The 24,764-nt window shown below is 34.6% G+C and carries 16 protein-coding genes; 4 read left to right on the top strand and 12 right to left on the bottom strand.

What is annotated here, in order from left to right; all coding sequences use genetic code 11:
* Positions 1-78: 78 nt before the first annotated feature.
* From LF887_RS02885 to LF887_RS02855, 7 genes are all read right to left on the bottom strand, one after another.
* The gene (locus LF887_RS02885; protein WP_236857330.1) at positions 79-405 is read right to left on the bottom strand and encodes a VanZ family protein; all 327 of its coding nucleotides are present in this window, start codon (positions 403-405) and stop codon (positions 79-81) included.
* 25 nt (positions 406-430) lie between these two features.
* Positions 431-808: a glycine cleavage system protein GcvH gene (gene gcvH / locus LF887_RS02880; RefSeq protein ID WP_236857329.1), complete on the bottom strand. Its 378-nt coding sequence runs from the start codon at positions 806-808 to the stop codon at positions 431-433.
* A gap of 106 nt (positions 809-914) precedes the next feature.
* A complete protein-coding gene (gene sprA, locus LF887_RS02875; RefSeq protein WP_236859462.1) occupies positions 915-7,991 on the bottom strand; it encodes a cell surface protein SprA in 7,077 nt (2,358 codons plus the stop codon).
* A gap of 57 nt (positions 7,992-8,048) precedes the next feature.
* Positions 8,049-8,633, bottom strand: coding sequence for a Holliday junction branch migration protein RuvA (ruvA, locus tag LF887_RS02870; RefSeq protein WP_236857328.1), 585 nt, complete (start codon positions 8,631-8,633; stop codon positions 8,049-8,051).
* Between the two features lie 239 nt (positions 8,634-8,872).
* A complete protein-coding gene (locus LF887_RS02865) occupies positions 8,873-11,158 on the bottom strand; it encodes an NADP-dependent malic enzyme (RefSeq protein WP_236857327.1) in 2,286 nt (761 codons plus the stop codon).
* Between the two features lie 16 nt (positions 11,159-11,174).
* Positions 11,175-12,026 carry an ATPase gene (locus LF887_RS02860; RefSeq protein ID WP_236857326.1) on the bottom strand — a complete coding sequence of 284 codons (852 nt, stop codon included), beginning with the start codon at positions 12,024-12,026 and terminating at the stop codon, positions 11,175-11,177.
* 85 nt (positions 12,027-12,111) lie between these two features.
* Positions 12,112-12,375 (bottom strand): hypothetical protein, encoded by a 264-nt coding sequence (locus tag LF887_RS02855; protein ID WP_236857325.1) that lies wholly within the window; start codon positions 12,373-12,375, stop codon positions 12,112-12,114.
* Positions 12,376-12,738: 363 nt separating this feature from the next.
* On the opposite strand from LF887_RS02855, the gene LF887_RS02850 reads away from it, so the two are divergent.
* From LF887_RS02850 to LF887_RS02835, 4 genes are all read left to right on the top strand, one after another.
* On the top strand, positions 12,739-13,197 hold the full coding sequence (locus LF887_RS02850) for a GtrA family protein (protein WP_236857323.1): 459 nt from the start codon (positions 12,739-12,741) through the stop codon (positions 13,195-13,197).
* 3 nt (positions 13,198-13,200) lie between these two features.
* A complete protein-coding gene (locus tag LF887_RS02845) occupies positions 13,201-13,929 on the top strand; it encodes a lysophospholipid acyltransferase family protein (protein WP_236857322.1) in 729 nt (242 codons plus the stop codon).
* Positions 13,930-13,969: 40 nt separating this feature from the next.
* Positions 13,970-15,739 (top strand): MFS transporter, encoded by a 1,770-nt coding sequence (locus LF887_RS02840; RefSeq protein ID WP_236857321.1) that lies wholly within the window; start codon positions 13,970-13,972, stop codon positions 15,737-15,739.
* Positions 15,740-15,833: 94 nt separating this feature from the next.
* Positions 15,834-16,790 (top strand): DUF3810 domain-containing protein, encoded by a 957-nt coding sequence (locus LF887_RS02835; protein ID WP_236857320.1) that lies wholly within the window; start codon positions 15,834-15,836, stop codon positions 16,788-16,790.
* Between the two features lie 811 nt (positions 16,791-17,601).
* Here the strand turns inward: LF887_RS02835 and LF887_RS02830 are convergent.
* The 5 genes from LF887_RS02830 to LF887_RS02810 all read right to left on the bottom strand — a co-directional run bounded on the left by LF887_RS02830 (position 17,602) and on the right by LF887_RS02810 (position 24,558).
* Positions 17,602-18,456 carry a thiopeptide-type bacteriocin biosynthesis protein gene (locus LF887_RS02830; protein WP_236857319.1) on the bottom strand — a complete coding sequence of 285 codons (855 nt, stop codon included), beginning with the start codon at positions 18,454-18,456 and terminating at the stop codon, positions 17,602-17,604.
* Positions 18,457-20,637: a lantibiotic dehydratase family protein gene (locus tag LF887_RS02825; protein WP_236857318.1), complete on the bottom strand. Its 2,181-nt coding sequence runs from the start codon at positions 20,635-20,637 to the stop codon at positions 18,457-18,459.
* Positions 20,638-20,641: 4 nt separating this feature from the next.
* Positions 20,642-22,876, bottom strand: coding sequence for a CocE/NonD family hydrolase (locus LF887_RS02820; protein WP_236857317.1), 2,235 nt, complete (start codon positions 22,874-22,876; stop codon positions 20,642-20,644).
* A 16-nt stretch (positions 22,877-22,892) separates the two neighbouring features.
* On the bottom strand, positions 22,893-23,090 hold the full coding sequence (locus tag LF887_RS02815; protein ID WP_236857316.1) for a hypothetical protein: 198 nt from the start codon (positions 23,088-23,090) through the stop codon (positions 22,893-22,895).
* Positions 23,091-23,220: 130 nt separating this feature from the next.
* Positions 23,221-24,558 (bottom strand): helix-turn-helix domain-containing protein, encoded by a 1,338-nt coding sequence (locus tag LF887_RS02810; protein WP_236857314.1) that lies wholly within the window; start codon positions 24,556-24,558, stop codon positions 23,221-23,223.
* Positions 24,559-24,764 lie beyond the last annotated feature (206 nt).

Below are 24,764 nucleotides of genomic sequence, written 5' to 3'. Positions count from 1 at the left end.
GATTTTTTAGAGTTGGGAAATTTTTATATCCCGAAAGTTTGTAAAGGATGGACTTTTTATCTTTCTTAAATGGGATGATCAGAAAAATCGTTTGATTAATATTTTATAGGTATAGTAACCTATGAGGCAACCGATAGTGTCTGCTACGAGATCCAGGGTTTCCATAGATCTTCCCAGACCCATTTCTTCTTGTAAGATTTCTGTAAGGAAGGCGTATATAAGGATGATCTGGAAAAAGTACGAGAACTTTATTTTGGGAAATGCAGCAATAAAAGAGAATCCCAAAGCAGCAAATATGCTTAAGTGCAACACTTTGTCTATACCGCTGAACATAAACCAATACTCATGATTTTCTTCTCCGGGCTTGAGAAGCATGTAAGTAAGAAATGCCCAATAAATGGGCAATATCTTACTAAATATTTTTGAAATTTTATCCAATGATAGCCTGGTACTCTTCTGCAGAAAGCAATTCAGACTGATCTGCTCCATCAGCAATTTCTAGCTTAATGATCCATCCGTCTCCGTAAGGTTCTGTATTCAACAGTTCTGGCTGGTTTTCTAATTCTGAATTAAATTCAATAACCTTTCCTGCAATAGGTAAGAATAAATCTGAAACAGTCTTTACTGCTTCTACACTTCCGAAAACATCTCCTGCATTAAGATCATCGTCTACAGTATCTATATCTACATAAACGATATCTCCAAGTTCTCCCTGAGCAAAGTCTGTAATACCGATTGTAGCTACATTACCTTCAATCTTGATCCATTCGTGATCTTTGGTGTACTTTAATTCTGATGGTGTGTTCATTTTTAAATTTTTATTTTGTACAAATGTATTCAAAAATATAGTAGCTTCAAATATTGGATATAAAAAAAGTCCTTCAAAACTGAAGGACTTTTAAGTTTATGACATTTTAGAATCCGCCTCCGGAATCTCCGAATGTAAATGTGGCAGAAATCCCTGCTCTGATTGTAGATAACGGGAATGCTGTTGATATCTTATATTTGGAGGTCATCTGTTCATAGAATACTCTGAGGTTCAGATTTTCTGAAACATTGTAATCAGCAGAAAGCTTTATATTCATGAGTCTTTGTCCTCCTGTAATCTGGGAATCATTTAACAGAATATTCATAATGCTGGTTTTACTGTCTCTTAATGAAATATCACCTCTGATATTAAGATCACTTCCTTTTCCTCTGGTACCTCTTCCTCTTACGTTGGCTGTTCCCAGTCTGAAGTTTCGGATGATATATCCAAGTCTTACGACATATTCTGTATTGGCATCTTCAGTAAGTGTCTGGTTTACCAATCCAAGCACTGTCATTCTGGTCTTATTGTACTGCAACCCGAACTGCATATTGTTTCTCATGGTAACATCTACTCCAATAAGCGGTGAGAAAGACTCTACATATCCTACCTGAGCAAATGTGTAAGGATTGATCTTATCTCCATCATTTTTGATTATAGCTCCTGTATTGTCTACTGTCTGATAATATCCCCCTGCATTGCCATGATAATCCACATTGCTTTGGATTCCTGTAGCTGTATAGGTAGCTGTATAAGCATGTAAAATATCAAACTTCGTAAACTGCCCGCTAATAATGGGAATATTCTTAAGTCCCGAATAAGTAATTCTCCAGTTTGGTAATGGGAATCCTGATTTTTTAGGGTTACCCATTGGTGTAACAGATTTTCCTTCCATCGCAGCTCTAAAGGCAGGAATCAGTACATAGGCATTACCAATACTATAATGTTTAGCAAAGCCATCATTATCTAATATAGCACCAGGGCCTCCAAGCTGCTGTGAAAGCGCTCTTGCATTTTCTCTGACTGCCTGGTAAATTGCCTGTCCATCTTTAAATGATGAGCTTAGAAGCATTGTACTGTTGGAATATGTCACCATCTCATTGGCAAATGTAAAGTCCGGATCCGGAACTCCATTATTGGTATAATTGAATCCTGTATGTGAGAAGTTACTGTTATAGGTATGCAAGACGTTAAGATCAATTCGGAAGTCGTTCAACGGCATCATTTGTAAGTCTGCTCTTAATTCTTTTGTTGACATTCTTACATAGGCATCTGTCATATATTTGGAATCACTTACCCATCCATTTTCCATCACTGTTCTTCTGATGTCAGCCTGTGATCCTAAAAGGAATCCTATGGTAGGACCTCCTAACGTCTGTCCATAACCATACCAGTTGGGCGCAGAGATTAATCCCGGAAGTACTGTCCCGTTATTTTCGGTATAACTCACGTTCAACTGTTTGAACGAAGTCAGGAAAAATGCTGCATTCTCAAGTACTGAAAGTTTATTTTTAAATTTATAACTCTTATATCTGTATCTGTTCTTTTCCCACTGCTTTGTATAGACATTATTCAGGGAATCCATTTCCTGCTTACGCTTCTGGAGTTTGGCATTTATATTTTTAAAATATTTAAACTGTCCAAAGAATTTAGGCAGATCCGCTGATGCTGTAGCCTGAATCATATTGGTATTTTGACCTATAGATCCTAAACTGGCAGATTTGTTTGTTTCCGGATCTACAAAGCTTAGTAAAGAGGTAGATCTTGCATTCCAGTTGTATGTAAATCCGTATCCTACTTCAGCATCAATGAAATCCAAATAAGGAAGATACTGGAACGGAAGTCTGTAATTTAACTGCACTCTGTGGTTATATAATACCGGTCTTCCTGATCTGAATACGTTACCGAAGATAGATTTACTATCCATAGCATTGGCATCAAGATTATCATTAAGGGTTCTGGTCGCTGAATTGATTTCCAGCTTTAATGACTTTGTAAAGTTGAATCCTAAGCCATACTGCCATCCGAAATAGAAGTTTCTGTTTCGGATCGCATCAAAGTCACTTCCTGCATTTCCATTTAAAATAGCTTCTACATTTCTAAACTCAAGTTCATTATAATTCCTGTCAATTTCAGTTCTGAAAGATAATCTTGTAGGAATAGGATTGAAGTTAAATTCTTTAACCCATCTCAGATACTTCGTTGATTTCGCGGTATCGCTGATCATTTTATTGAAAGGTTTCAATACCCAAGGTTTGAAAGTATAGTTGTAATCAATATATCCTCTCAGATATTGTCTGTAATTTCTTTTGGTGTAAATATCTCTGAAATAATCGTCGTTATAAACAGCAGTTACCGATACGTTTTCAATATCATAGAATTTAGGTTTTTTGTTAGGGTTCACCCTTTCTTTATGCATATTAACAACACCAATACTTCTCTGCTGCGTATAAGTTCTTGCCACTTTCTTAAGCTGTTCTTTGTTGGCTGCTTTGTTGAACTCCACATCGGTATCCAGAGGATTGTATTTTGGATCTTCAATGGTCTGCGAGTAGGAATAGTTTACAGGAATTTTCACCCCTGTCTTCTCCGGAAGGAATTTATCTACATTAACTGCTGTGTTGATACTGAAAGCAGATTGTGTAGACTGGTTTCTCTCTGCAGGTTTTGAGTCTATATTTCCGAAACCTACTGATGTGTAGGAAGCATTTGCATTCACGGTAGCAAAATCTCCCAAGTTGAAATTCAAGCTAGCATTTCCTGCATATCCTCCGTCATTTTCGATTTCAGAAAGGCGGATTTCGTTTACCCAAAGAATTCTGTCCAGGTTGGTTACAGTTCCTCCTCTTTCTATTCCATTTCTAACACCAATTACAATAGTTGAAATGTTTCCTAAACTTGGACGACCCTTGATATAAATCTTTTTAGAGTTTACCCCTCCGTCTAAAACGTTATCAAGAGTTCTATCTGTAATTTTTGCACTGGATTTATCTCTTCTGATTTTTGCATCCACAAAATTCTGAATTTCAAAATCTACATCATTTTCTAATGGCCAGATTTCCAAAGGAGCCGTTGCTGTAGTTGAAGTCAGATGCAAAGAAGCTTCATATTCATAGTAGTTATCTGTAGCATCTGTTCCAAAACGAATAAAGAACTTTGTTTTAGGATCTATGGCTCCCACTTGAGGATCTCTATTCTCAGGATCATGAGCATGAACAAAAAGCTTTAGTCTCTTGTATCTTCTCATATCCAGAGATGTATTTTTAAATACACCTCTTGCCTGGCCATTTGCAAGCTTGTCGGTTTTCATATACAACGAAGCTTCATTTTGTCTCTGTGCTCCGGCATTACCGCTCAACACCTGTCTATCAATCCCCGGAGGCAAAACATACGGTGGCTGATTTAAGGAATTTTCTTCGATATTCACACTTCCTACTTCAAGATTAGATGTATCCACCTCTGTACTTCCTTCGTCTTCTGCCGGATCTGCACCCCCTGTTTTGTACATGGCAAGGTTCTTAGGATATTTTCTCCAGTCTGATCTTACAAGGTCCATTGTTGCAAATCTTAATGTAGAGGTTTGTTCAAATCCTGCTAACATTAGTCTTGCAAATCTTACATTGTTCAATACAGAAGCATTTCCGGTTCCTTCACTTGTATCAAATTTAGAAACAGGAATTCTAAACAAATACCATTTGACATCTGCAGACTGTCCGTTTTGAAAGCTGGCTTTAACTGTTTTTACATCTACGATATTATTATCTGCAGTCAATGATAAACTAGCCTGATCTAATTTTACCACATACTGGTTATAGCTTTCAGTCTGATCAAGATTATAGTCTTTATTAATGTCTTCTGAATCAGGAGTTTGTGAAGCCACATTCAGTGAATTTGCTTCTGAGTTTCCATCCGGGTTTCTGAAATACTTGTAACGCTGAATAATAGATGCTGCCTGGCTTCCTGTAAATTTATCAGAAAGATAGAACACGAAATCATCTACTGCCGGGTCTGCTATATTAGTCACCGGGTTCACAAATGTATTTCCGAATTTCATAGATTCCTGATCTGAACTTAAACCGTCGTATCCTACATCCTGTCTTTTTCTATCATCTCCTTCTGTGGAGAATGCGTACAGAATAGGTGGCTGCTTTGGCTGTGTTCCCCAGTTTGAATTTGTTGTAGATGATGGTGATCCCGGAGTAGGAAGGCCATTCTCATACTGCATCTTTCCATCTTTCAATATATCTTCGGAAACATTTCCAAGGTGTAATAAAAGTTTTGGATTATTACCCAACTTATTACCATCTGCATAAGGGTCCATCATCCAGAATTCAACATATTCGATATTTGAGGTAACAAAGTTTGGAACACTGATGGATCTCATAATCCCCGCCCATCTGCTCTGTGCCTGCTCTGTTGCCGCATTCACGTTATAAGGGCCTCTTTCCTGAGGATAATAAGAGATATCAAAGGTATTGGTAAAGGTCTGTTCTCCTGCAACAAAATCTCTGTTGTTATAAATTTCCGAATACTGTACTCTTCTTGATGCATGGTTAGACACCGACTGCGGAGTAATTCCTGCAGGAGCTTTTCCTCCTACACCCCAGAATCGCGGATCAATATTATACCATGATAATAGTCCTCTTCCATAGCCGCTCGTTAAATCATCATTAGCGGGAACAATATTAAATGGTGGAAGTTTATTTTTTTCCGGTCTTGAAGCCAAACTCCATGCTGCCGGTTCTTTTAATGAAATTTTAGAGGTCGTCTGTTCGAAGTCATCTATATAAGACTGGTTGTTTGTCCCTTTATTTAATCCTGGCAGTAGATAGGCGGCTTCCATCTTAAAGTTGATATTGGAAGGAGCTTCAGTCTTTATCATAGGAAGCTTATTCGCAAATCTGGTAAGGTAAGGTGCCTGATTGTTATACATCAGGTTAATCCCTGCCATTGTATTATTCACCGCTTCCTGCCCAAAGTTTACTTTTTGGGTCAATGGGGATTCCGAGTAATTAACTACTGTTCCTCCTAATATAAAATGTTCATTGAACCTTCTTTCTAAGTTTAATCCTAAGAATCTTTTTCTTTGGGTATTAAAGGTCAATTGATTTTCTAATGCAATATTGATTGCTTGTCCAGACTGTTTTACATTCTCATTGATGATCGTCACCGTACCCAGCATATAATCTACAGTATAGTCTACCCCTTCGGTAAGCTGTACTCCATTTGCAGATACTTTTACAGACCCCTGAGGAACGTTTACTGCTCCAAGCGAAATACCTTGCCCCTGAACACCTTTGTATCGGCCTTCCATGGTATACCTCTGCGCCAGGTTACTGGAAGTAGCATATTGCTTTTGTTTGGTATAAAGATCCTGGAAAACATACTGAGGGTCAAAAGTTCCTCCTAATACCTTTTGCATATAATTACCAAAAGGCTGTACTTTGGTGAAGATAATCCTTCCTGTTTCCGGCCTGACTGTAATCCCGCTGACAAAGTCAAAAATACCATCTCCCTTACTTCCATCTTTGTTATTCTGAATATCTCCATTCATATTAAGACGGTCCCAGTTAAGCAACTTCAATAAGTTTTGGTCTTTTACAACGGTATCTGGAAGATAGTTTACTTTACCTCCTGTTTTTTGATCCCTGTAATATACATTAAGAATGAAACCATCCTGTGACACCTGTCCGGCATCTATGGAATAGATATTCTTCATCATCAGGTCCCACATCGGAGAATCTGTATTCACTCTATTGTTTACCCTAAGTACTTTAGTAATCAATACCGGGCTCTCTTCCGAGAATTCACCAACTTTATATACTTTATTGCTTCCGTTTACGGTATATGAATATGAAACCGCTAAAAGCTGGTTATCATTAAGTTTTTGGTTTAATGAAATGTATCCTAACTGCGGCTGAAATGTAAATTCATTAGCATTAAGTTTTCTCGCTTTTGTATTATAAATGAATTCTTCTCCATTATCGTATGGTGTTGTAGTTCCCGGAAAAGTCTGCCCCTGGAAAATAGTACCATAATTCTTCCCTGCTTCTCTGGTTCCTGCTGCAGATGATACAGCATCATATAATCCGTTTAATGAGTTATCTGGTAAGGTGGCACCTCCTGCAAATTCTCCTAAGTCCCTAATACCGACCACACTTTTCTGATAGGCCAGATTACTGTTCCCCTGATCAAGTACCCATACCTCTAATCTGGTGATATTAATGGTGGAATTGATTTGTGGGTAATTAAGTAAGGCATCATCATATTTGTTCAGGAAATAATGTCCTAAAAAGTAGTGCTGGTTTTCTTCGTAGTCAATTGCATTAACTTTAAAGTTATTCATTACCCCGCCGCCCTGTACTACAATATTCCGGGCTTCTCCCTGCTGCTGGGAAAGAACTACTGTTCCATAGGTTTTCCCCATCTGGAATTCTGTCTTCACCCCAAATAAAGACTGCGAGCCACGGATCAAACTTGTTGAAAGCGGCATAGTTACATTACCGAATTCAACTCTTTTAATAATCTTATCTTCTCCTCCCGCGTTAGGTTTATCAATATCTCCAAGACCTTTACTCTGAAGATCTTTCCAGCTTCCTTTTGCCTGCCAGACAAGGTTCATCCTGTTTTCAAAAGCAAATCCGCTCTGGGTATCATAATTAGCTTTCAGCTGAAGATTCTCCCCCACTTTACCTAATAATCCCAATTGAATTCTCTGATCAATATCAAAGGTAAAACTGGTCCTGTTCTGTGGCAGGATCATCGGGTTGTCTATTTTCTGGTAAAGTCCGGCAAAGTCAAGAGAGGCGTATCCTGAGGGGATAATTTCGATTTTATTACCACCGAAGATGGTTTCGAACAGTTTATTATTGATCATCAGGGATGGAATCAACCCTTGTTTTCTGGCGTCTGATCTGTCTCTTCTGAAAAGAAGGTTATATTTTTCAGATTTCTCTTTATAGTATGCTTTTGTCTGAGCGGCGAGCATGTATTCTTTATACTCTTCCGGAGACATAGCAACTGGAGGACCTGTGATGGTGTTCCCAATTTTAGGATATATATAATACATCCCTGTTTTTATATCGTAATAGGCTTCCTGCCTCGTAGGGTCAGCCACTTCGTATTGTTTTCGTATGATCAGTGTATCTTTTTGTGTCTGCTGTGCAAAGGCACTGACGGACATACACAGAAACGAAAGGAACAAAAATATGTTAAAATGCTTATTATTCGCCACCAAATGTTAAATGTTTTTTAAAATTTGTTTCACCAATTCTTCTACCGATATGCCAGGGTTTTGCTTTAATATTTTATCGGCAATCTTCTCGCTGGTACGTTTAGGAATTCCTAAAACTTCTAATGCAGATAACGATTCTTCCTTGATTTTATTATCTACCAAGACAGAAATATTCGCGGCAGGATCACTGAATTTCTGCACCTTATCTTTAAGATCAACAATAATTCTCTCAGCAGTCTTTGCACCGATTCCTTTTGCTTTCTGAATCAATGCACTATTACTTGAAAGTATCGCTGATGCAATCTCGTCGAGGCTTAATGTAGACAGCAGAATAAGCGCAGAAACAGCTCCTACACCATTAACGCTTATTAACAGATTAAACATCTCTTTTTCTGAACGTGTGTTAAATCCGAAGAGAAGATGAGCATCTTCACGGATGATCTGCTGGATAAATAAAAAGGTCTGCTGATTCAAAACCAGCATTTGTGAGGTCATTAAACTGATTCCCACGTAGTAACCAACTCCCTGTACATTGATAACAGCGTAGGTAGGCGTAAGTTCTTGAACAGTGCCTTGTAAAGAAAATATCATTATTAATTTTTAAAACTCCCAAATATAGCAATTTAAACTAATTAATATTTTCATTTCATGCACGAATGCCTTTTAACTTAAATTTTAACTAAGAATTCAAGGAATTAACATAAAAAATAAAAGACTCCAAAATATGGAGTCTTTAGTATATCAACACTGATGAAAGTGCTATTTTCTGAACATTAAGAAACTGAATAAATATTTCTGATTTTCAGATATTTTCTTCCAGTTTTTCTGATTTATTTTTTCTCTCTTCTCTGAGCATCCAAAACTGCAACGGTAGCAAGGTTTACAATCTCGTCTACGCTTGAACGCATCTGAAGTACATGTACCGGTTGTTTTAGTCCCATCAGGATTGGTCCAATTACCTGTGCTACTTTCATTCCTCTGATAATTTTGTAAGAAAGATTAGCACTTTCCAGATTCGGGAATATGAATGTATTGGCTGGTGTTGTTCCTAATTTCGAGAAAGGATAATCACTAAGGTGGTCTGCATTCATTGCAAAATCCGGCTGAATTTCACCATCTACGATCATTTTAGGATATTTTTCATGAAGGATACTCACTGCCTTAGCTACTTTCTTGGATGTTTCAGAAATTGCTGCAAAGTTTTCAAATCCCAGCATTGCAATTCTCGGTTCGATTGCGAAAGATTTCACTGTAAACTCTGCCATTTTAGCGATATTCACAAGATCTTCTGCAGTAGGATTCTGATTGATGGAGGTATCTGCAAAGAAAATAGGCTTCTTCTCAGACAGGATCATCATCATTGCCGCTACTTTATCTACTCCTTTATCCTTTTCTATAACTTCTAAAACAGGACGTAGTACTGAGGTATAGTTTTTAGAGAATCCTATGATAAGACCATCTGTATCACCATGTCTCAGCATCAAAGGTCCGAAATAGTCTCTCTGGCGGACATATCTCTTAGCTTTGTACTCGTTCATGCCTTTTCTCTGGCGAAGTTTCCAAAGGGTTTCTCTGTATTTCTTTCTGTTTTCTTTCTGATCGTCATCACTTGGATCAATGATTGGAACATCCAGATTGATTCCGTAACGCTCCATTTGCTCCTGGATGTATTTCTTATCTCCCAGAAGGCTTGGATAGGCAATTCCTTCTTCATAAAGAATCTGAGCAGCTTTCAATACATTGTATTCTTCAGCATTTCCAAGAGTAATTCTTTTCGGGTTTGATTTTGCACGGCTCTGCATCATTCTTACCAACTTCTCATCTCTTCCCATTCTATCCAAAAGCTGGTGCTCATATTCTTCAAAATCAGTAATTGATTTTCTGGCAACACCACTTTCAATAGCTGCTTTTGCAACAGCACTTGATACTTTTGTGATCAGTCTGTTATCAAATGGTTTTGGAATGAAATACTCTCTTCCGAACTGTAGGCTCTTCACATTATATGCTAGAATTACCGCTTCCGGTACAGGTTCTTTTGCAAGATCAGCAATGGCATGTACCGCAGCTAATTTCATTTCTTCGTTGATTCCTGTAGCCTGTACATCTAATGCACCACGGAAAATATAAGGGAATCCTAATACGTTGTTTACCTGGTTAGGATAGTCACTTCTTCCTGTTGCCATGATCACATCTTTACGGGTTTCAAGGGCAAGGTCATAAGCAATTTCCGGATCAGGGTTTGCTAAAGCAAAAACGATAGGGTTTTCAGTCATGCTCAACAACATTTCCGGAGTCATCACATTTCCTTTGGACAATCCAACGAAAACATCGGATCCTTTTACAGCATCTTCCAATGTTTCAATATCTGTCTGTGCAATAAAGTCTAATTTTTCCGGGGTAAGGTTTTGTCTTTTGTGGTTGATCACACCTTTACTGTCGCACATCAGGACGTTTTCTTTTTTCAATCCTAATGAAATATAAAGCTTAGTACAGGCAATAGCTGCCGCTCCTGCTCCGTTGACCACCATTTTCACCTCACTAATGCTCTTATTGGCAATCTGCAGTGAGTTGATCAATGCTGCTGCTGAAATAATAGCCGTACCGTGCTGGTCGTCATGCATCAAAGGAATATTCAACTCCTCTTTAAGTTTTTGTTCGATATAAAATGCTTCAGGAGCTTTAATATCTTCAAGGTTGATTCCTCCAAAAGTAGGAGCAATTCCTTTTACAATTTCAATAAATTTATCCGGGTCTTTTTCATCGATCTCAATATCAAAAACGTTGATATCTGCAAAGATCTTGAACAGAAGTCCTTTTCCTTCCATTACAGGTTTTGAAGCTTCAGCGCCGATATCGCCTAATCCAAGTACCGCTGTACCATTAGAAATAACCGCAACCAGGTTCCCTTTTCCTGTATAATCATAAACCGTTTCCGGCTTATCATGAATTTCCATACAAGGAACAGCTACTCCCGGAGAATAAGCCAACGACAAGTCTCTTTGAGAAGAGTGCGGCTTTGATGGGATTACTTCAATTTTTCCTTTGGGTTCTGCTTTATGATAATCTAACGCGGCCTGACTAAAGTTCTTTTCGTCGCGATGGTTTTTACTTGACATAAAATTTCGTTTTTTGTTAAAGGATATATTTAATGTGGTAATCTACTAAACTTTCAATTGGTTTCTGAACAACATGTCCCACATTCAAATTAAGTTCTGTAGCTACAGAACGTAGTATATTTTCATAATAATAGGCGATAGAGCCGATGAAATTGATTTCAGCATCTTTTGCTTCCTGATAAGGGAGAACCTGATATTCGAAGAAACTTTTCATTTCTTCAAAAACCATATCCCTGAAATAAGGATGGTCTTTTCTTTCGATCACAAATTTGGTAAAGTTGGCCAAATATGCATTTGGTCTTGGAGTATGGTACATATTTTTCAATGCATCCTCTACAGTAAGCTGATAGTCTGCCTCGAATTCACGATGAAGGTCTGAAGGCAGTTTTTTCATAAAATACCTTCTTACCAATTGCTTTCCGATAGCACTTCCGCTTCCTTCATCTCCAATCAGGAATCCAAGCGAAGGCAGTTCTATCTTCAGATTTTCACCATCAAAAAAACAAGAGTTTGAACCTGTGCCCAGAATGCACACGATTGCAGGTTTTCCGCTATAGGCAGCGTAGGCAGCAGCCATAAGATCTTCTTTTACGATAATTTCAGCTTTTCCAAATACCTTTGCCAGTTCTTCTTCTATGGTTTCACAATTTTTTTTCACACCACATCCGGAACCGTAAAAAAAGACTTTAGTAATTGAATTTCTCACTGATATCAGATTGCTATTTTTCTGTATTTCAGGTGCGATAAGTTCTCTGTTGATAAAATTAGGATTGAAACCGATCGTCTCCGTTTTCAGAAAAACTTTCTTAAAGTCATCGAGTATTACCCAATCCGATTTAGTAGAACCACTATCTACAATAGCAACCATATTTTAGATTTTAATTTAAGGATGCTAAATTATGAATTAATCTTCAATTAGCGTTTAAAAACAACCTGGAAGCTGTCTAAAATCATTAATGTTTAATATTCGTTTTTTTTTCATTGAACTGCAGAAGCCAATCTTCAATTTCATCTTCAAGATATGACGCCTGCAATACCATCGCATTAATAAAATCATCTGGAACGGGTTCTCCGCTCGAATTTTCAAGATTCCAAAGTTCGTTGGACATATTTTCATATTCAGAATACACTCTTTTGAAGCGGGTATTTTCTTTTTCAAGAGCTTCAATATTTTTCTGTTGAAGCTGGAATTTTCTGTATTTGTTTTGACGTTTCATACAAATATTGTTATCAATTGGTCATAAAAAAAAGGAGGATTATGCTTGCTACAGCGCATTACAAGATAGGAAAAACCATCAACACAAGGCGTTGAAAATGAATTTATTATCAGGTTATTATCATCTCGTTCTGAATATTAAAATTAGACATAATTTTAATTAAAAAAAATATTTTAACAACTTTTTTCAGTGTTTAACATATAGTTATAAATTTGCATATCCATATTGTAAAGTATCATAATTATTAATGCATAAAATCTATTATTAATAGTTTAGATACAATTGACTCGTTTTTTTAAAACACTAAACAATTTGATTTTTAATACAATAGGAACTATATTTTCAGTTTTTTATATTAATTGAATGAAAGAAATACTCATCCGCCAAAAACAGGTTTTGTTCTTCATCATAGCAGGAGGACTAAGTGCTATTGTAGAGATTGGGAGCTTTAAGATATTCAGCACTTCCCTGCCCCATTTCTTTGTAAGAGAAACCAATTTTCATGGGGTACACTATCCTTTAAGTAATATTTTCTCTACCTGCTGCGGGATTATCACCAATTACTTTTTGAGTATCTGGTTTGTTTTTGAAAGAGGAAAACATTCCAAGAAAAAAGAGTTTATTTATTTCATGGCGGTATCTTTTGTTTCAACTTTACTGAGTTTAACTTTTTTCCAGGTATTTTACAGTTTCGTATTTAAGGATAATATCAATTTAATTTTTTATACCTTGAGTCCGGAAATGATCAGTAAAATTGCAGCAATCTTATTGGTTTCTATCCTGAATTATTCGGTAAAAAAGAAAGTAATTTTTAACGGTTAAGTTGTGGCAAAAATTTTAAATTATCTATGGAGATTCTGGCTGCTGTTGCTGGCTTTTGTTTTAACGGTAATGATTGGAATCCCTGTTTATATTTTATCCTTTAATAAAAAGCATTACAAGTATGCTTATAAGCTCATCAGACTCTGGTGTTTCGGGATGTTCTATGGAATGGGTTTCAGATATGATCTCATCCGACTTTCGGAACAGAAAAAAGACAGGACCAGACAGTATGTATTCATTTCCAATCATACTTCCCTTATGGACATTATGCTTACCTGCATCCTATTTCCCCACCACCCTATTTGCTTTGTAGGAAAGAAAGAACTTGTAAAGATTCCTATTTTCGGTACTATCTACAAGAGAATATGCGTGATGGTAGACAGAACCAGCGCAAGAAGCCGTGCAGATGTCTACAGAAGATGCGCTGAGAAAATGGAGGAAGGAAGCAGCATTGCTATTTTCCCGGAAGGCGGTGTTCCTGATGATACTTCTATTATACTGGATGATTTTAAAGACGGGGCATTTATGTTATCTTCCAAGCATCATTCTCCTATTGCAGTATATACTTTTATCGGACTTAAGGAAATGTTTCCTTTTGAAAGCGGCAAAGGATACCCCGGAAGAGTAAAGGTTTATTTCAATGGAATTATCGAACCTACCAACTCTCCGAAAGACCTCAAAGAAGAAGCTTACCAAGTCATTAAAAAAACGCTCATAGAGCACTCTATTTAAAAGAATTAATTATATTTGTTTGCGAAATTTTCAATAAATTATGTCAAAAACCAACCAGCCGACTAATTACCCGGCATTGTACACACTTGTACTTGTATTTTTTTTCTGGGGTTTTATTGCTGCCGGCAATAGTATTTTCATCCCATTCTGTAAAAACTATTTTTCTCTCGACCAGTTTCAGTCACAGTTAATAGATTTTGCTTTTTATACTGCTTACTTCCTGGGAGCACTGCTGCTGTTCATAGCCAGTACGATAAAAGGAATTGATATTATCGGCAAATGGGGATATAAAAAGAGTATTGTTTACGGCCTCTTGCTCTCCGCCATTGGTGCCGCTATTATGATTGTTGCTGTCAAAAGTAATGTATATTACGGAATGCTTATAGGGCTTTTTGTAGTGGCATTGGGTTTTTCTATTCAACAGACTGCTGCGAATCCTTTTGCCGTCCTGCTAGGAGATCCTAAAACCGGAGCGAGCAGACAGAATCTAGCAGGAGGAATCAACTCTTTCGGAACGTCCATCGGACCTATTATCGTTGGGCTGGCTCTTTTCGGTACAACTGCTACTGTAGATGATGATCAGATCAAACATCTTGCTCTGGATAAGGTTATTTTACTGTATACAGCGGTAGGTGCGCTTTTCCTGATTGCTGCCGGAGTCTTCTATTTTTCAAAAAAACTTCCGGACGGCATTTCTACTGAACCTATGGAAAAAGCTGGAAAAGCCAGAAAAACATTGATTGCAATGACGATACTTGTCATTCTTTTCTTTATTCCGGTATTCAACAGCTACAATTCTGAAGAAGCAAAAACCATTGAAACATTGGGTAATGAAATAACAATGTTGGAAAAAACTTCGGAAAAAGAAACAAACACAGCAACCATTGATACCTATCAGAAAGAGATTGCTAAGAAAAAAATTGAACTGGAAACGGTAAAGCATCCATTAGAGAAAACAAGAATGCTCTACCTTGGAGGAGCTTTGCTATCAGTAATAATATGCCTTATTTTCGCTAATACCAGTGCTAAAAAAGATTCTGAAGGCTGGGGAGCGATGAAATATCCACAGCTTGTTCTGGGAATGATCGCTATTTTGGCTTATGTAGGGGTGGAAGTGGCTATAGGAAGCAACCTTGGAGAGCTTTTAAGTATGCCTGAATTTGGCGGCCACCAGTCTTCTGACCTGGCTCCCTATATTTCAATGTATTGGGGAAGTTTAATGATCGGAAGATGGACGGGTGCTATTGCAGTTTTCAATTTGAATAAGCAGCAGCAGACCATTGCAACTATTATTGTTCCTTTTATTGCTTTTTCAGTTATTATCGGGATCAATACACTGGCTCAGAAAGATATGTCCCATCTTTACTTCTATGCAATTTGTGTGGCTATTCAGGTTATATTATTCTTAATCAGTAAAAATAAACCTGCTGTTACATTGATTATTTTCGGATTGTTTGGCACAGCGGCTATGATCACCGGATTGCTTACTACCGGTAATTTTGCAATCTACGCATTCCTTTCCGGAGGACTTGCCTGCAGTATTATGTGGCCTTCTATTTTCACACTAGCCATCACAGGATTAGGAAAATATACTGCGCAGGGATCTGCTTTTCTGGTAATGATGATTTTGGGAGGAGGTATTATTCCGCCACTCCAGGGAAAACTTTCTGATATTATTGGTATTCACAGCTCATACATTATTCCTGTATTGTGCTTTGTGTATATTACTTTATTTGCATATCTGGCTAAAAAATCTTTATTTAGACAAGGAATTAACGTTGACGTTTTAGAATCAGAAGGTGCTCACTAAAAATATACTACATATATATAAGAAGAAGAGATTTTGGGCAGGTTTATTACTTGCCCAATTTCTTTTGTTTTATTGTTTTTCGAAATCACGGCTAATGGTTTCTTTTTTTGAAAGCTTTTTTGAGTTTCAGAAAACCGCTCATCAGCTGCTGTTCAGCTGGATCCCGTTTTCTATGGGAGATGCTATATATATACTATTGGGTATCTTTCTTTTGTATTATCTTACAGCAATATTCAAGAAAAGCAAAAGAAACAATGCCATTGTAAAGATTCTGAGCATCATTAATATCTTTTACTTCACTTATCAGATCTTCTGGGGAATGTTATATTTTCAGACTCCGATTATCAAGAAACTTTCAAGTCAGGATTCACCGGAAATCGATAAAGCAAAAGAACTTGCAATCCGTTACCTTGAAAAATGTAAAATAACAAGGGCTGCTGTACGTGAAGATCAACAAGGCGTATTCCTCATTACCAGTCTGAACGCTGTACAAAAGGAAATTTTAAAACAACAGACTAAATTACCCTCTTCTATTTCAAATAAGAAGGTATCACAGGTTTTATCCATTAAACCCAGTCTCTTTAAAAATGTCATGAGCTTTACAGGAATTCTGGGGTACTATAATCCTTTTACCGCCGAAGCACAGTACAACTCTGAACTGCCTGCCACTTTCGTTCCCTTTACTACAGCTCATGAAAGTTCTCACCAGCTGGGTTTTGCCAGAGAACAGGAAGCTAACTTTGTAGGATATTTGATAGGTGTTCATTCCAGTAATATGGATCTGAGATACAGCACTGAATACTTTACTTTAAAAAGTCTTTTAAGATTCATTGTAGAAGATGATCCGGAATTTGTAAAGTCTGTTCTTACCCATTATTCTCCAGGGATGAAAAGGGACCGCGCTTATGAAAAAAAGTTTGTCTACAGTCATCAGGGCTGGCTGGATGACTTTTTTGGATTTACTAACAATCTGTTCCTTAAAAGTAACCAGCAAGAAGGATCAGTCACTTATTCTTACTTCATAGATCTTCTTTTAAACTACGAAAAATAGAAGACGATATTACTTTTGGCGAATACTCCAGAAACTCTGCATCTTGAATTTTATTTTATCTGTAAAGATTATTTTGTTAGTATTTTTTAAGATAATAAATGTCTTATAAATCTTTTCTCCTAAAAAGGAATTTCATTTACTTTCTCAAAATAAAGTATTAGAATTACAATTCTGCTCTAATCAAACAAAATCCTATTTAATTTGGTTACAAAAACAGCATAATTTCAGATATAACTCCTATTTCGCCTTTGGGTATATTTCTCATATTTCTCTATACAGACATCTGGCCTGAAATCTTTATGATTGATCTTCAATAGGCATAAAAAAAGAATCGTATCAGGCGATACGATTCTAAAAACACAAATGATGAAAAAAAATTTATTACCTTGACTTGTTCCCTCATTCAAGGCGATGTAAAAGTACGATATATTTTATAATTACAAAAACATTTCTTTTCTTTTTTAAAACTTTATGAAAACTTTATGATTTTTTAAGTTCTCTTGAGTTTTTTTGAGTTCAACTCCCGCTATCACTCATCATAATCAGCACCTTAACATTACAATAAAATTATAGCTAAAGTCCATTTATGATATAAAAAGATCAAAAAAAAGGGCACTTAATTGAAAACAAAATATTCCTGTTATCTTATACTTTTAATGAATAGAAAATTAGAGTTATTATTCATTACGCTAAAAATATTTTTAAAATCAGATTTTTTAATTAATAGATTTAAGATATAATATTCTGGCTTTTTTGTTATCTAAAGAAATGGGTATTTTATATAGCAGCAACTTTACAAAAGCTACTGTCACTATTTATTTTCTTTCAAATTATTTTTAAAAGCAAGTTTTCTATAATGCCGAAAAAGATAATCATAAATAACCATTTCGAACAAACGCTGATTGGATATAAACATCCGGTTGATATGCATATGAAATATGCTTTGAAAAAAATCTTGTACTGATGAAGAATAATGTTCTAAAATATTCTGTATTATTTTCTCATTATCATAAACATCAGCAATAATATCCTGCCTAAAGTATAAGAATTCATTTGAATTTACAAATTCAGAATATTTTGGAGCAAACTTACGGTATTTTTTGTCAAGCTGACTGTTGAGCTTTTTATCTGCGTTAAATTCATTTTTAAAAGCGAGATTGAATTCTTTGATCCATCTCAGTTTCTCCGAAATAGGCACTCCAAGACTCTCCAGTGTTCTATCAATATAAAAAAGAGATACTATAATTTTTTCCTCATCATCAAAATGAAGATATTCACGAAGTATACTTACACTACTTTTCCAAAATAATAACTCAGCATCTTCCATTGTATTTTCTCCGTATCTTTCTATCTCCCTTTGATAGGTGTCCACTATAAATTTTGAAATTTCTCCTGAATCAATATATTCCTGTAAATAATTTTTAATTAACACAATAGCTTTGCCAAGCTTGTCAGGCTCTGGAATTTCAAAACGTATCCTCAAATGAGGATCGGGGTCACTATATCTGATAAAAAACCATTTCTCTGTTAGGCTTTCATTCTTAAATAGTTCTAGTAATGGCTTTATAGCCTCCTCTAAAATAATATCTGCTGTTTTTATTCCTGTATAAAGTTTAATATATAGCCATTTGCTTCCGGGAATGAATTTCCTTGTAATCTTTTTCATTTACTCATCTTTATATAGAGAAAATACAAACTGATAAGCAAAATCATTTTTTTCATTGTAAAGAAACTCTTCGATTACAATGGACTCTTTTAGTTCTATCGTATCAATGAGTAATTTTGTCCATTCATAATTTTCCAGATTAAAAGTTAGTGTATTATCTCCTTCCACCCATTGTATCCATTTTGGAATTCTTCTTTTTTCACGCCATTGTTTTATTTCAGATAAAAACAGACCTATATCATTAATAAACTGTAATAGTGAACTGATATCTTCTTTATTTATTTTCCATTTTGCCTTTGCAAGAATTATATTTTTATACTCCACCCGAGGTAAAAAGTTATACATCTTCTCAAGATTCCCCCAATGAAATCCTAGGTTAGAATGTTTTCCCTGTAATGAAAAATCAGAAAGAAAGTGATAAACCGGCAATGAATCCCAAGAATAGTTATGTGCATTGGTGAGATGAGGCTTTATTTCCTTATTCAGTTTTTGGGAACGCAGTATTATTTTATCATCTTTTAAAGAGATCCACAAATCATCTATTGCTATTTGATTTTCTATAGGCAATGTTGAAGAGGCTAGATAAGGAATTTCATAATCCCTAAGCAGAGGGCGGCGGATCACATTTCCAATTCTTGCATCAGGTAAGTGTACAATTTCTGCCAAGATAGTTTGTGAGTCTAGTTCTTTTTCTTTGTCTGCGATCAATTTTGTTAAATTTCTGACTTTCGATTTTTCTGAACAGAATCTAGCAGACAGATTTGCAGCACTACTCACTCCTCCGTATAAAAATAGTTTTTCTTCATTTGCTTCTGAAACAATTTCTGACATTACAGATAGGGTATCAGGAAGATAATCCCAGTGTTCTTCAAATTGTTTAAAGTCTTCATCAGCAAGCTGAATTATACACAGACCATCCAACAAACAATTCTGTATTTTGAGATTTAAAATAACTTCTACTGGATTTAAACAAATATGAATATCGGGTACCGATACATACGGAATATTCAAATCATCAAAATAAGGAACCAATCCGTTTCCTAGACTGTCTCGCCTATAGCCTATGCCGATTTCAGTGTCCATTACATAAGCCAATGAGACTTCTTGTGTTTCGAATCTTTCGCTAAAGGCTTTTTTAAATCTTTCAAAAACAGTCTGTTTATTAAATAATGTCATCTTATTGAGGAAAGCAATTCCCTTTTTTAGTTCTTTCTTCCAATATAAATCTAAAGAATGTTCATTCCGAAAATACAAATCCGTCTGAAATAAATATTTATGGTCATAATCTGTTGTTAAGGCTTTAATAAGTTCTTCAATTTCTTTATATAAAGAAACAGGGTTCCCAATATTCAAATCCAGTGCTTCAAGTTTTTTACGGATAGAAACTAACATTTCAACTTCTTTTTCAGCCTCAATATTCTTCAATTTTGTGATTATTATATTTAGAAATTCTTCACCAGAAACATTAGGTTCCAGATCACTGACCAAAATCTGGTTTTCAATCAACTCATCTACAAATCCTTTTGCTTCTTCAGGGCTGACTTCATCATTTATTATTATTTGAACAATCTGATCAATCCTCTTTCCTGCTTTAGCTAAATATAATATATCATCTAACTCTTTCGATCTATAAGCAGATGAAATAATATACTGCTTTTTTTCTTTAAAATATTCGTACTCTACATAACGTATACGACGTCCAACCTTATAAATACTACTATTAGGGAAATAGAGAATTTTATTCTTTATATAAGATAAACGAGCTAGATTCTGAGACAATCCTACCAGAAATTGCATATCTAATTTGGTATCTCTTATGTAAGTATTATCAACATGTTCATTATTCTTATTCTGAAAAGATCCTAAACCAACTCCTGCAAATAAACCGAATGGTGTGCAGCGGGTACTTATGCGATTATAGTACTTTAATATTGTCTGTATTAATTTCTCCTGTTTCTTCGATGAAAAGTTGACTCCGGATTTCACCCATCCTTCAATCTGGCTATGCAAATAAGGTGAAGCAAGATAAATGGCTTCCATAAAAACAGGATCTGAGCAGATCTTTTTCAATTCATTTTCTGAAATACAATCATGATCAGCCTTTATCAAAAAATCCTGAAGAGCAAATAACGATGAGCGGAAGATATATTGATCAAAAAATTGATAGGGAAATTTTGACATTCTATTATTTTAAGACAGAAACTTCTATATAACTATCCGTATACCATTTGATATCCAGAGGTTCTTTAGCATCAGCAATCGTTTCACTACTTACATCTTTTCCTGTTCCATAATTTATTTGGGCATCTGCACTTTTCCTGATTCCTAAAACCAGTATAAGTTTACTCCCTTTTTCTATCTTTCTTCCCGTAGAAAAGGTATTATGTATTGGAATCGACTCTTTAACAAATGGTTTTAACAATCTCCTTTTAGTATTATCTTTTGCATAACTTACTCTTGCAAAATAATCATGACATAATTTAAGATACTGCCCATTATGTAGTTTTTCGTAAAACTCCATAGTAATATCCATATCTTTTTTATTAATAGAGGCCTTTAATTCTCCAGTAAAATTCCCAATGATTTCTGTGGGCTTATCAAAAGCATCACTTTCAAAAATAAGTTTATACTTTATGAACGTCTCATCTATTGCATTATCAAGTATTTTTTCACTATCCAAACTTTTTAAAGTGTCTTCTCTTTCTAAGAAATCAATTTTTTGGGCAATGAAACCTGGCTCAGGCTTCAATTCCTGCAGTGTTGTTTTATTAAAAAACAGCTTTAATTTTCGACTCGTTATTTTATCTAGGCTTGGAGCACTCATCCATCGATTAGAACCCATTATTTGAAAATTAACTTTATCTTTTAGAAATTCAGGCTTCTTACTTCCTTTCAAAATATAATCAAACCATTGATAAGAAAGATCTTCTATATCAATATTTGCAACAGGATCAATCATATAACCCTTATAATTTTCACTTACTCCCGATACGACACCAGCATGGCTATAAGGCCCCATTACCAAATAATGATTGGCATTTTTATTATATTTATAATGTTCATTAAAATAATACATGGCACCTCTCTGATCTGCATCATAATATCCGGTAAAAGTTAAAACAGGAATATTAATCTTAGAAAAATCTTTTTTGTAAGGCATTTTAGATCGCCAAAATACATCAAAAGAAGGGTGTTTCAGCCATTCTTGAAAAATAGGATTTTGCCCTCCATACATGCTATCTAATTTATTGAAGGCTATTCCACTTTTATAATAAGAATTATAAACAGATAGCCATTCTTTTTCGTCACTAAAGAGTTTATAATCCGTTTCTTTTTTCACATAACTTAGCCAGCGAAGCATGTATGGACTATAACTATTATTAAACATTGGAAAATCTATTCCAAAACCTACTGATGCTGATGGGATAATTGTTTTCAGAGCAGGATGTAAATTTTTGGTAGCAGCCCATTGACTAAAGCCATCATAACTTCCTCCAAGCATTCCTACCTTTCCATTACTCCATGGTTGCTTTATAATCCAATCTATTACTTGGTTTACATCATTTATTTCAAATTCGAACGGGATAATAGTGCCATTACTCATAGATACCCCTCTGCTTGAGGCATTCACAATATTATAACCTTTGTCAGCACTTATCTTTGATTGCAAGATATGAGAATCGCTATTACGTGAATAAACCGAAAAATGTAAAATTGTAGGTAAAGGCTGCTCTATTTTTTTATTGAGAACATAGTAAAGGGAAATCTCCTTATCTTTTTCAGTTTTAACAATAATACTATCCTTAACTAAAAAGTTTTCTTTATCTAATTTTTTTAAAACTCTTTCTGCTATTGAAAAAGTTTTCTCTATAGTAATATGTGTATTATAATTTCTACACAATAAAACTGCATTTTTTAATGAAATACTATCATTCTTTATACTGTCTCTCAATATTTTAATTACCTCATTTTTATTAAAGCCTTTTTTAAACTTAAATGAATCAGGAATCAAATACCTAGATTGTATTGGCAACTGATTATACCTTTCTCTAAGTATATTTTCGTAAGCAGACTCAATATCTGTAGCTTTAGTTGCATTTTTAACTAATAAATATAATTCGAATTGAATACCTATTATTTTCGAATAATAAGGATATGAATTTTTATAGTTATTGCGTATACTATATATAGTTTTTATAGCACCATTATAATCTTTATCCAACATTTGAAGTCTAAAATAATTGTCTTGATATTTTAGAGAATCTTTTTCTTTATAGCTCCTTATAAGGTCCTTGTTAAGAAGAAGTAATCTATTTTCAAAATCTGGATTTTCTAGTTCTATTTTCTTAAAATAAAGTTTCTGAGAAGAACAATAAAATAAAAAAAATAAAAAAAACAAACACCATTTTCTTTTACTCATTTTAAAAAATTATTAATCAATTACCACCATTATCCGTTATTGGCTCAGTTGGCTCAGATGGCTTTGTTGGTTTCGTTGGCTTAGGACAATTGATACTTGTAGTAGTATCACCATTCGTTACATTATCATCTCCACCACCTCTTATCAAATTTAACTTTATCATCTGTATTTTTTTCAACATTAACTTTTTTTCAGATTTGTGCTCTTTTTTCATTTTATTCATTTTAAATTTAACAACAAACAAAATAAGTTTTTTAAAAAAAATTATCCAAAGTTTTCTTATCTAAATTGATCAATTTCGCATACAAAAAAAACATAACCGATTAAACAAAAGCACTTTAGTATCATTTATGTTCTTCTAATAGTTTTATATAATAAGAAGGCAAAGTCCCGGTTATTTTTCGAAATGCATTAGAAAATGATTCCGAAGTATTATATCCGATGTCATCTGCAATTGCTGCAATCGTATGTTTTCTTATTCTGGAATTGTTATTTAGTTCTTCTATAATATAATTAATCCTTAGCTCATTCAAGTATTGTGAAAAATTCTTCATTTTAAGCTCATTTACAGACTTCGACAGATAATCTCTGTTTGAACTGAACTCCTTAGCAAGACTAGCTACAGTAATATTCTTTTGTAAAAAATCTTTATTCTGTTCAAACCTCTCTAGTTTTGCTTTTATATCTTTTAATTTATCATCTGGCAGTACATTTTTGGGTTTCTGTTCTTTACTATTACGTATTACTTCAGTTTTTATACTCATAGTATCTGCCAATAGACGATCTGCCTGTATTTTATAGACATCAGTTTTCTTCTTATATCGAACAAACAAAAAGAATAAAATTCCTATAAATAAAATACCTCCCCCTAAAAGGAGATAAAGAACAGTGTTCTTATTGTTTAAGTCATCTATTAATCTTTCTTTTTCTTCTAAAAGAGCCGGAGTATCATATTTTTTATAAATTTCTTTTGATAGAAATTGTTTACTATTATTGATAATATTGTCTGCAGCAAAAAGTTTATCAATGAACTTTAACTGATTTTCTTTATCTCCCTCTTTCTTATAATAGTCAATCAAAATCTCATATCCGTTTCTTGTTAAGGGATCAAATTTTTTAGATAATGTCAAGACCGAGTCTGATTTAATAAAATATTTTATAGCATCATGTTCTTTTTGAGTGTCATAATTAATTTTTCCTAAAAAATAATAGGTAATCCCTAAATTCCAATTGTCATTATTTTTGATAAATTTTTGCTCTGCCTCTAAATGATTTTCAGCAGATTTTTTATAATTTTTCAAATAATAATTGGCTATTCCTGAAGCAGATATAAAATAAGGATAATGAGTATAATCCTTATATTTTTTACAATCCTTTATCCCCAAATCAATGTACTTCAAAGCATTTTTATAATGCTTAGTCTTATTATAACAATTTGCAACTGAAAAAATAGATCCAATATAACTTTTAATGTCTGTGTTATCAGTGTCTAATTTTTGTTTTTCATACTGATAATATTCCAGAAAAAGAGAAAGAGCTTCATCATTTTCACCTGTTGCCAGTTTTAAAATCCCAACAAGTTTTTTTATATAATAAAACTGATCAGGATTTTTATTTTTAGATAAATCTCTTGCCTGAATATACTCTTTTAGCGCTTCATTATATCGAAATTCATAATTCAATAAAATTCCTTTAATAATATGGGCTTTTGCCGGATATTCTTTGGTATTCACATTATGAGTTAATGTAAGTAAAGTATCTGCATAAGGAAATCCATTCTCAGATTTCAATCCCTTGCTGTATGCAATTTTATAATACCCATCATAAATAAAAGCATTATTTCTTTCAATTTTTCCTTTACTCAAAATTGCATTTGCATAAAGCTCAG

The organism is Chryseobacterium sp. MEBOG06 (assembly GCF_021869765.1).
In the GTDB taxonomy this organism is placed as follows: Bacteria; Bacteroidota; Bacteroidia; order Flavobacteriales; family Weeksellaceae; genus Chryseobacterium.
This window is presented reverse-complemented; position numbering and strand designations above follow the sequence as displayed.

What these genes read in the sequence shown, in the direction of transcription:
- gcvH (WP_236857329.1), bottom strand. Translation starts at nt 808, where the DNA reads ATGAACACACCATCAGAATTAAAGTACACCAAAGATCACGAATGGATC.
- sprA (WP_236859462.1), bottom strand. Translation starts at nt 7,991, where the DNA reads ATGTCCGTCAGTGCCTTTGCACAGCAGACACAAAAAGATACACTGATC.
- ruvA (WP_236857328.1), bottom strand. Translation starts at nt 8,633, where the DNA reads ATGATATTTTCTTTACAAGGCACTGTTCAAGAACTTACGCCTACCTAC.
- LF887_RS02865 (WP_236857327.1), bottom strand. Translation starts at nt 11,158, where the DNA reads ATGTCAAGTAAAAACCATCGCGACGAAAAGAACTTTAGTCAGGCCGCG.
- LF887_RS02860 (WP_236857326.1), bottom strand. Translation starts at nt 12,026, where the DNA reads ATGGTTGCTATTGTAGATAGTGGTTCTACTAAATCGGATTGGGTAATA.
- LF887_RS02855 (WP_236857325.1), bottom strand. Translation starts at nt 12,375, where the DNA reads ATGAAACGTCAAAACAAATACAGAAAATTCCAGCTTCAACAGAAAAAT.
- LF887_RS02850 (WP_236857323.1), top strand. Translation starts at nt 12,739, where the DNA reads ATGAAAGAAATACTCATCCGCCAAAAACAGGTTTTGTTCTTCATCATA.
- LF887_RS02840 (WP_236857321.1), top strand. Translation starts at nt 13,970, where the DNA reads ATGTCAAAAACCAACCAGCCGACTAATTACCCGGCATTGTACACACTT.
- LF887_RS02835 (WP_236857320.1), top strand. Translation starts at nt 15,834, where the DNA reads ATGGTTTCTTTTTTTGAAAGCTTTTTTGAGTTTCAGAAAACCGCTCAT.
- LF887_RS02830 (WP_236857319.1), bottom strand. Translation starts at nt 18,456, where the DNA reads ATGAAAAAGATTACAAGGAAATTCATTCCCGGAAGCAAATGGCTATAT.
- LF887_RS02825 (WP_236857318.1), bottom strand. Translation starts at nt 20,637, where the DNA reads ATGTCAAAATTTCCCTATCAATTTTTTGATCAATATATCTTCCGCTCA.
- LF887_RS02820 (WP_236857317.1), bottom strand. Translation starts at nt 22,876, where the DNA reads ATGAGTAAAAGAAAATGGTGTTTGTTTTTTTTATTTTTTTTATTTTAT.
- LF887_RS02815 (WP_236857316.1), bottom strand. Translation starts at nt 23,090, where the DNA reads ATGAAAAAAGAGCACAAATCTGAAAAAAAGTTAATGTTGAAAAAAATA.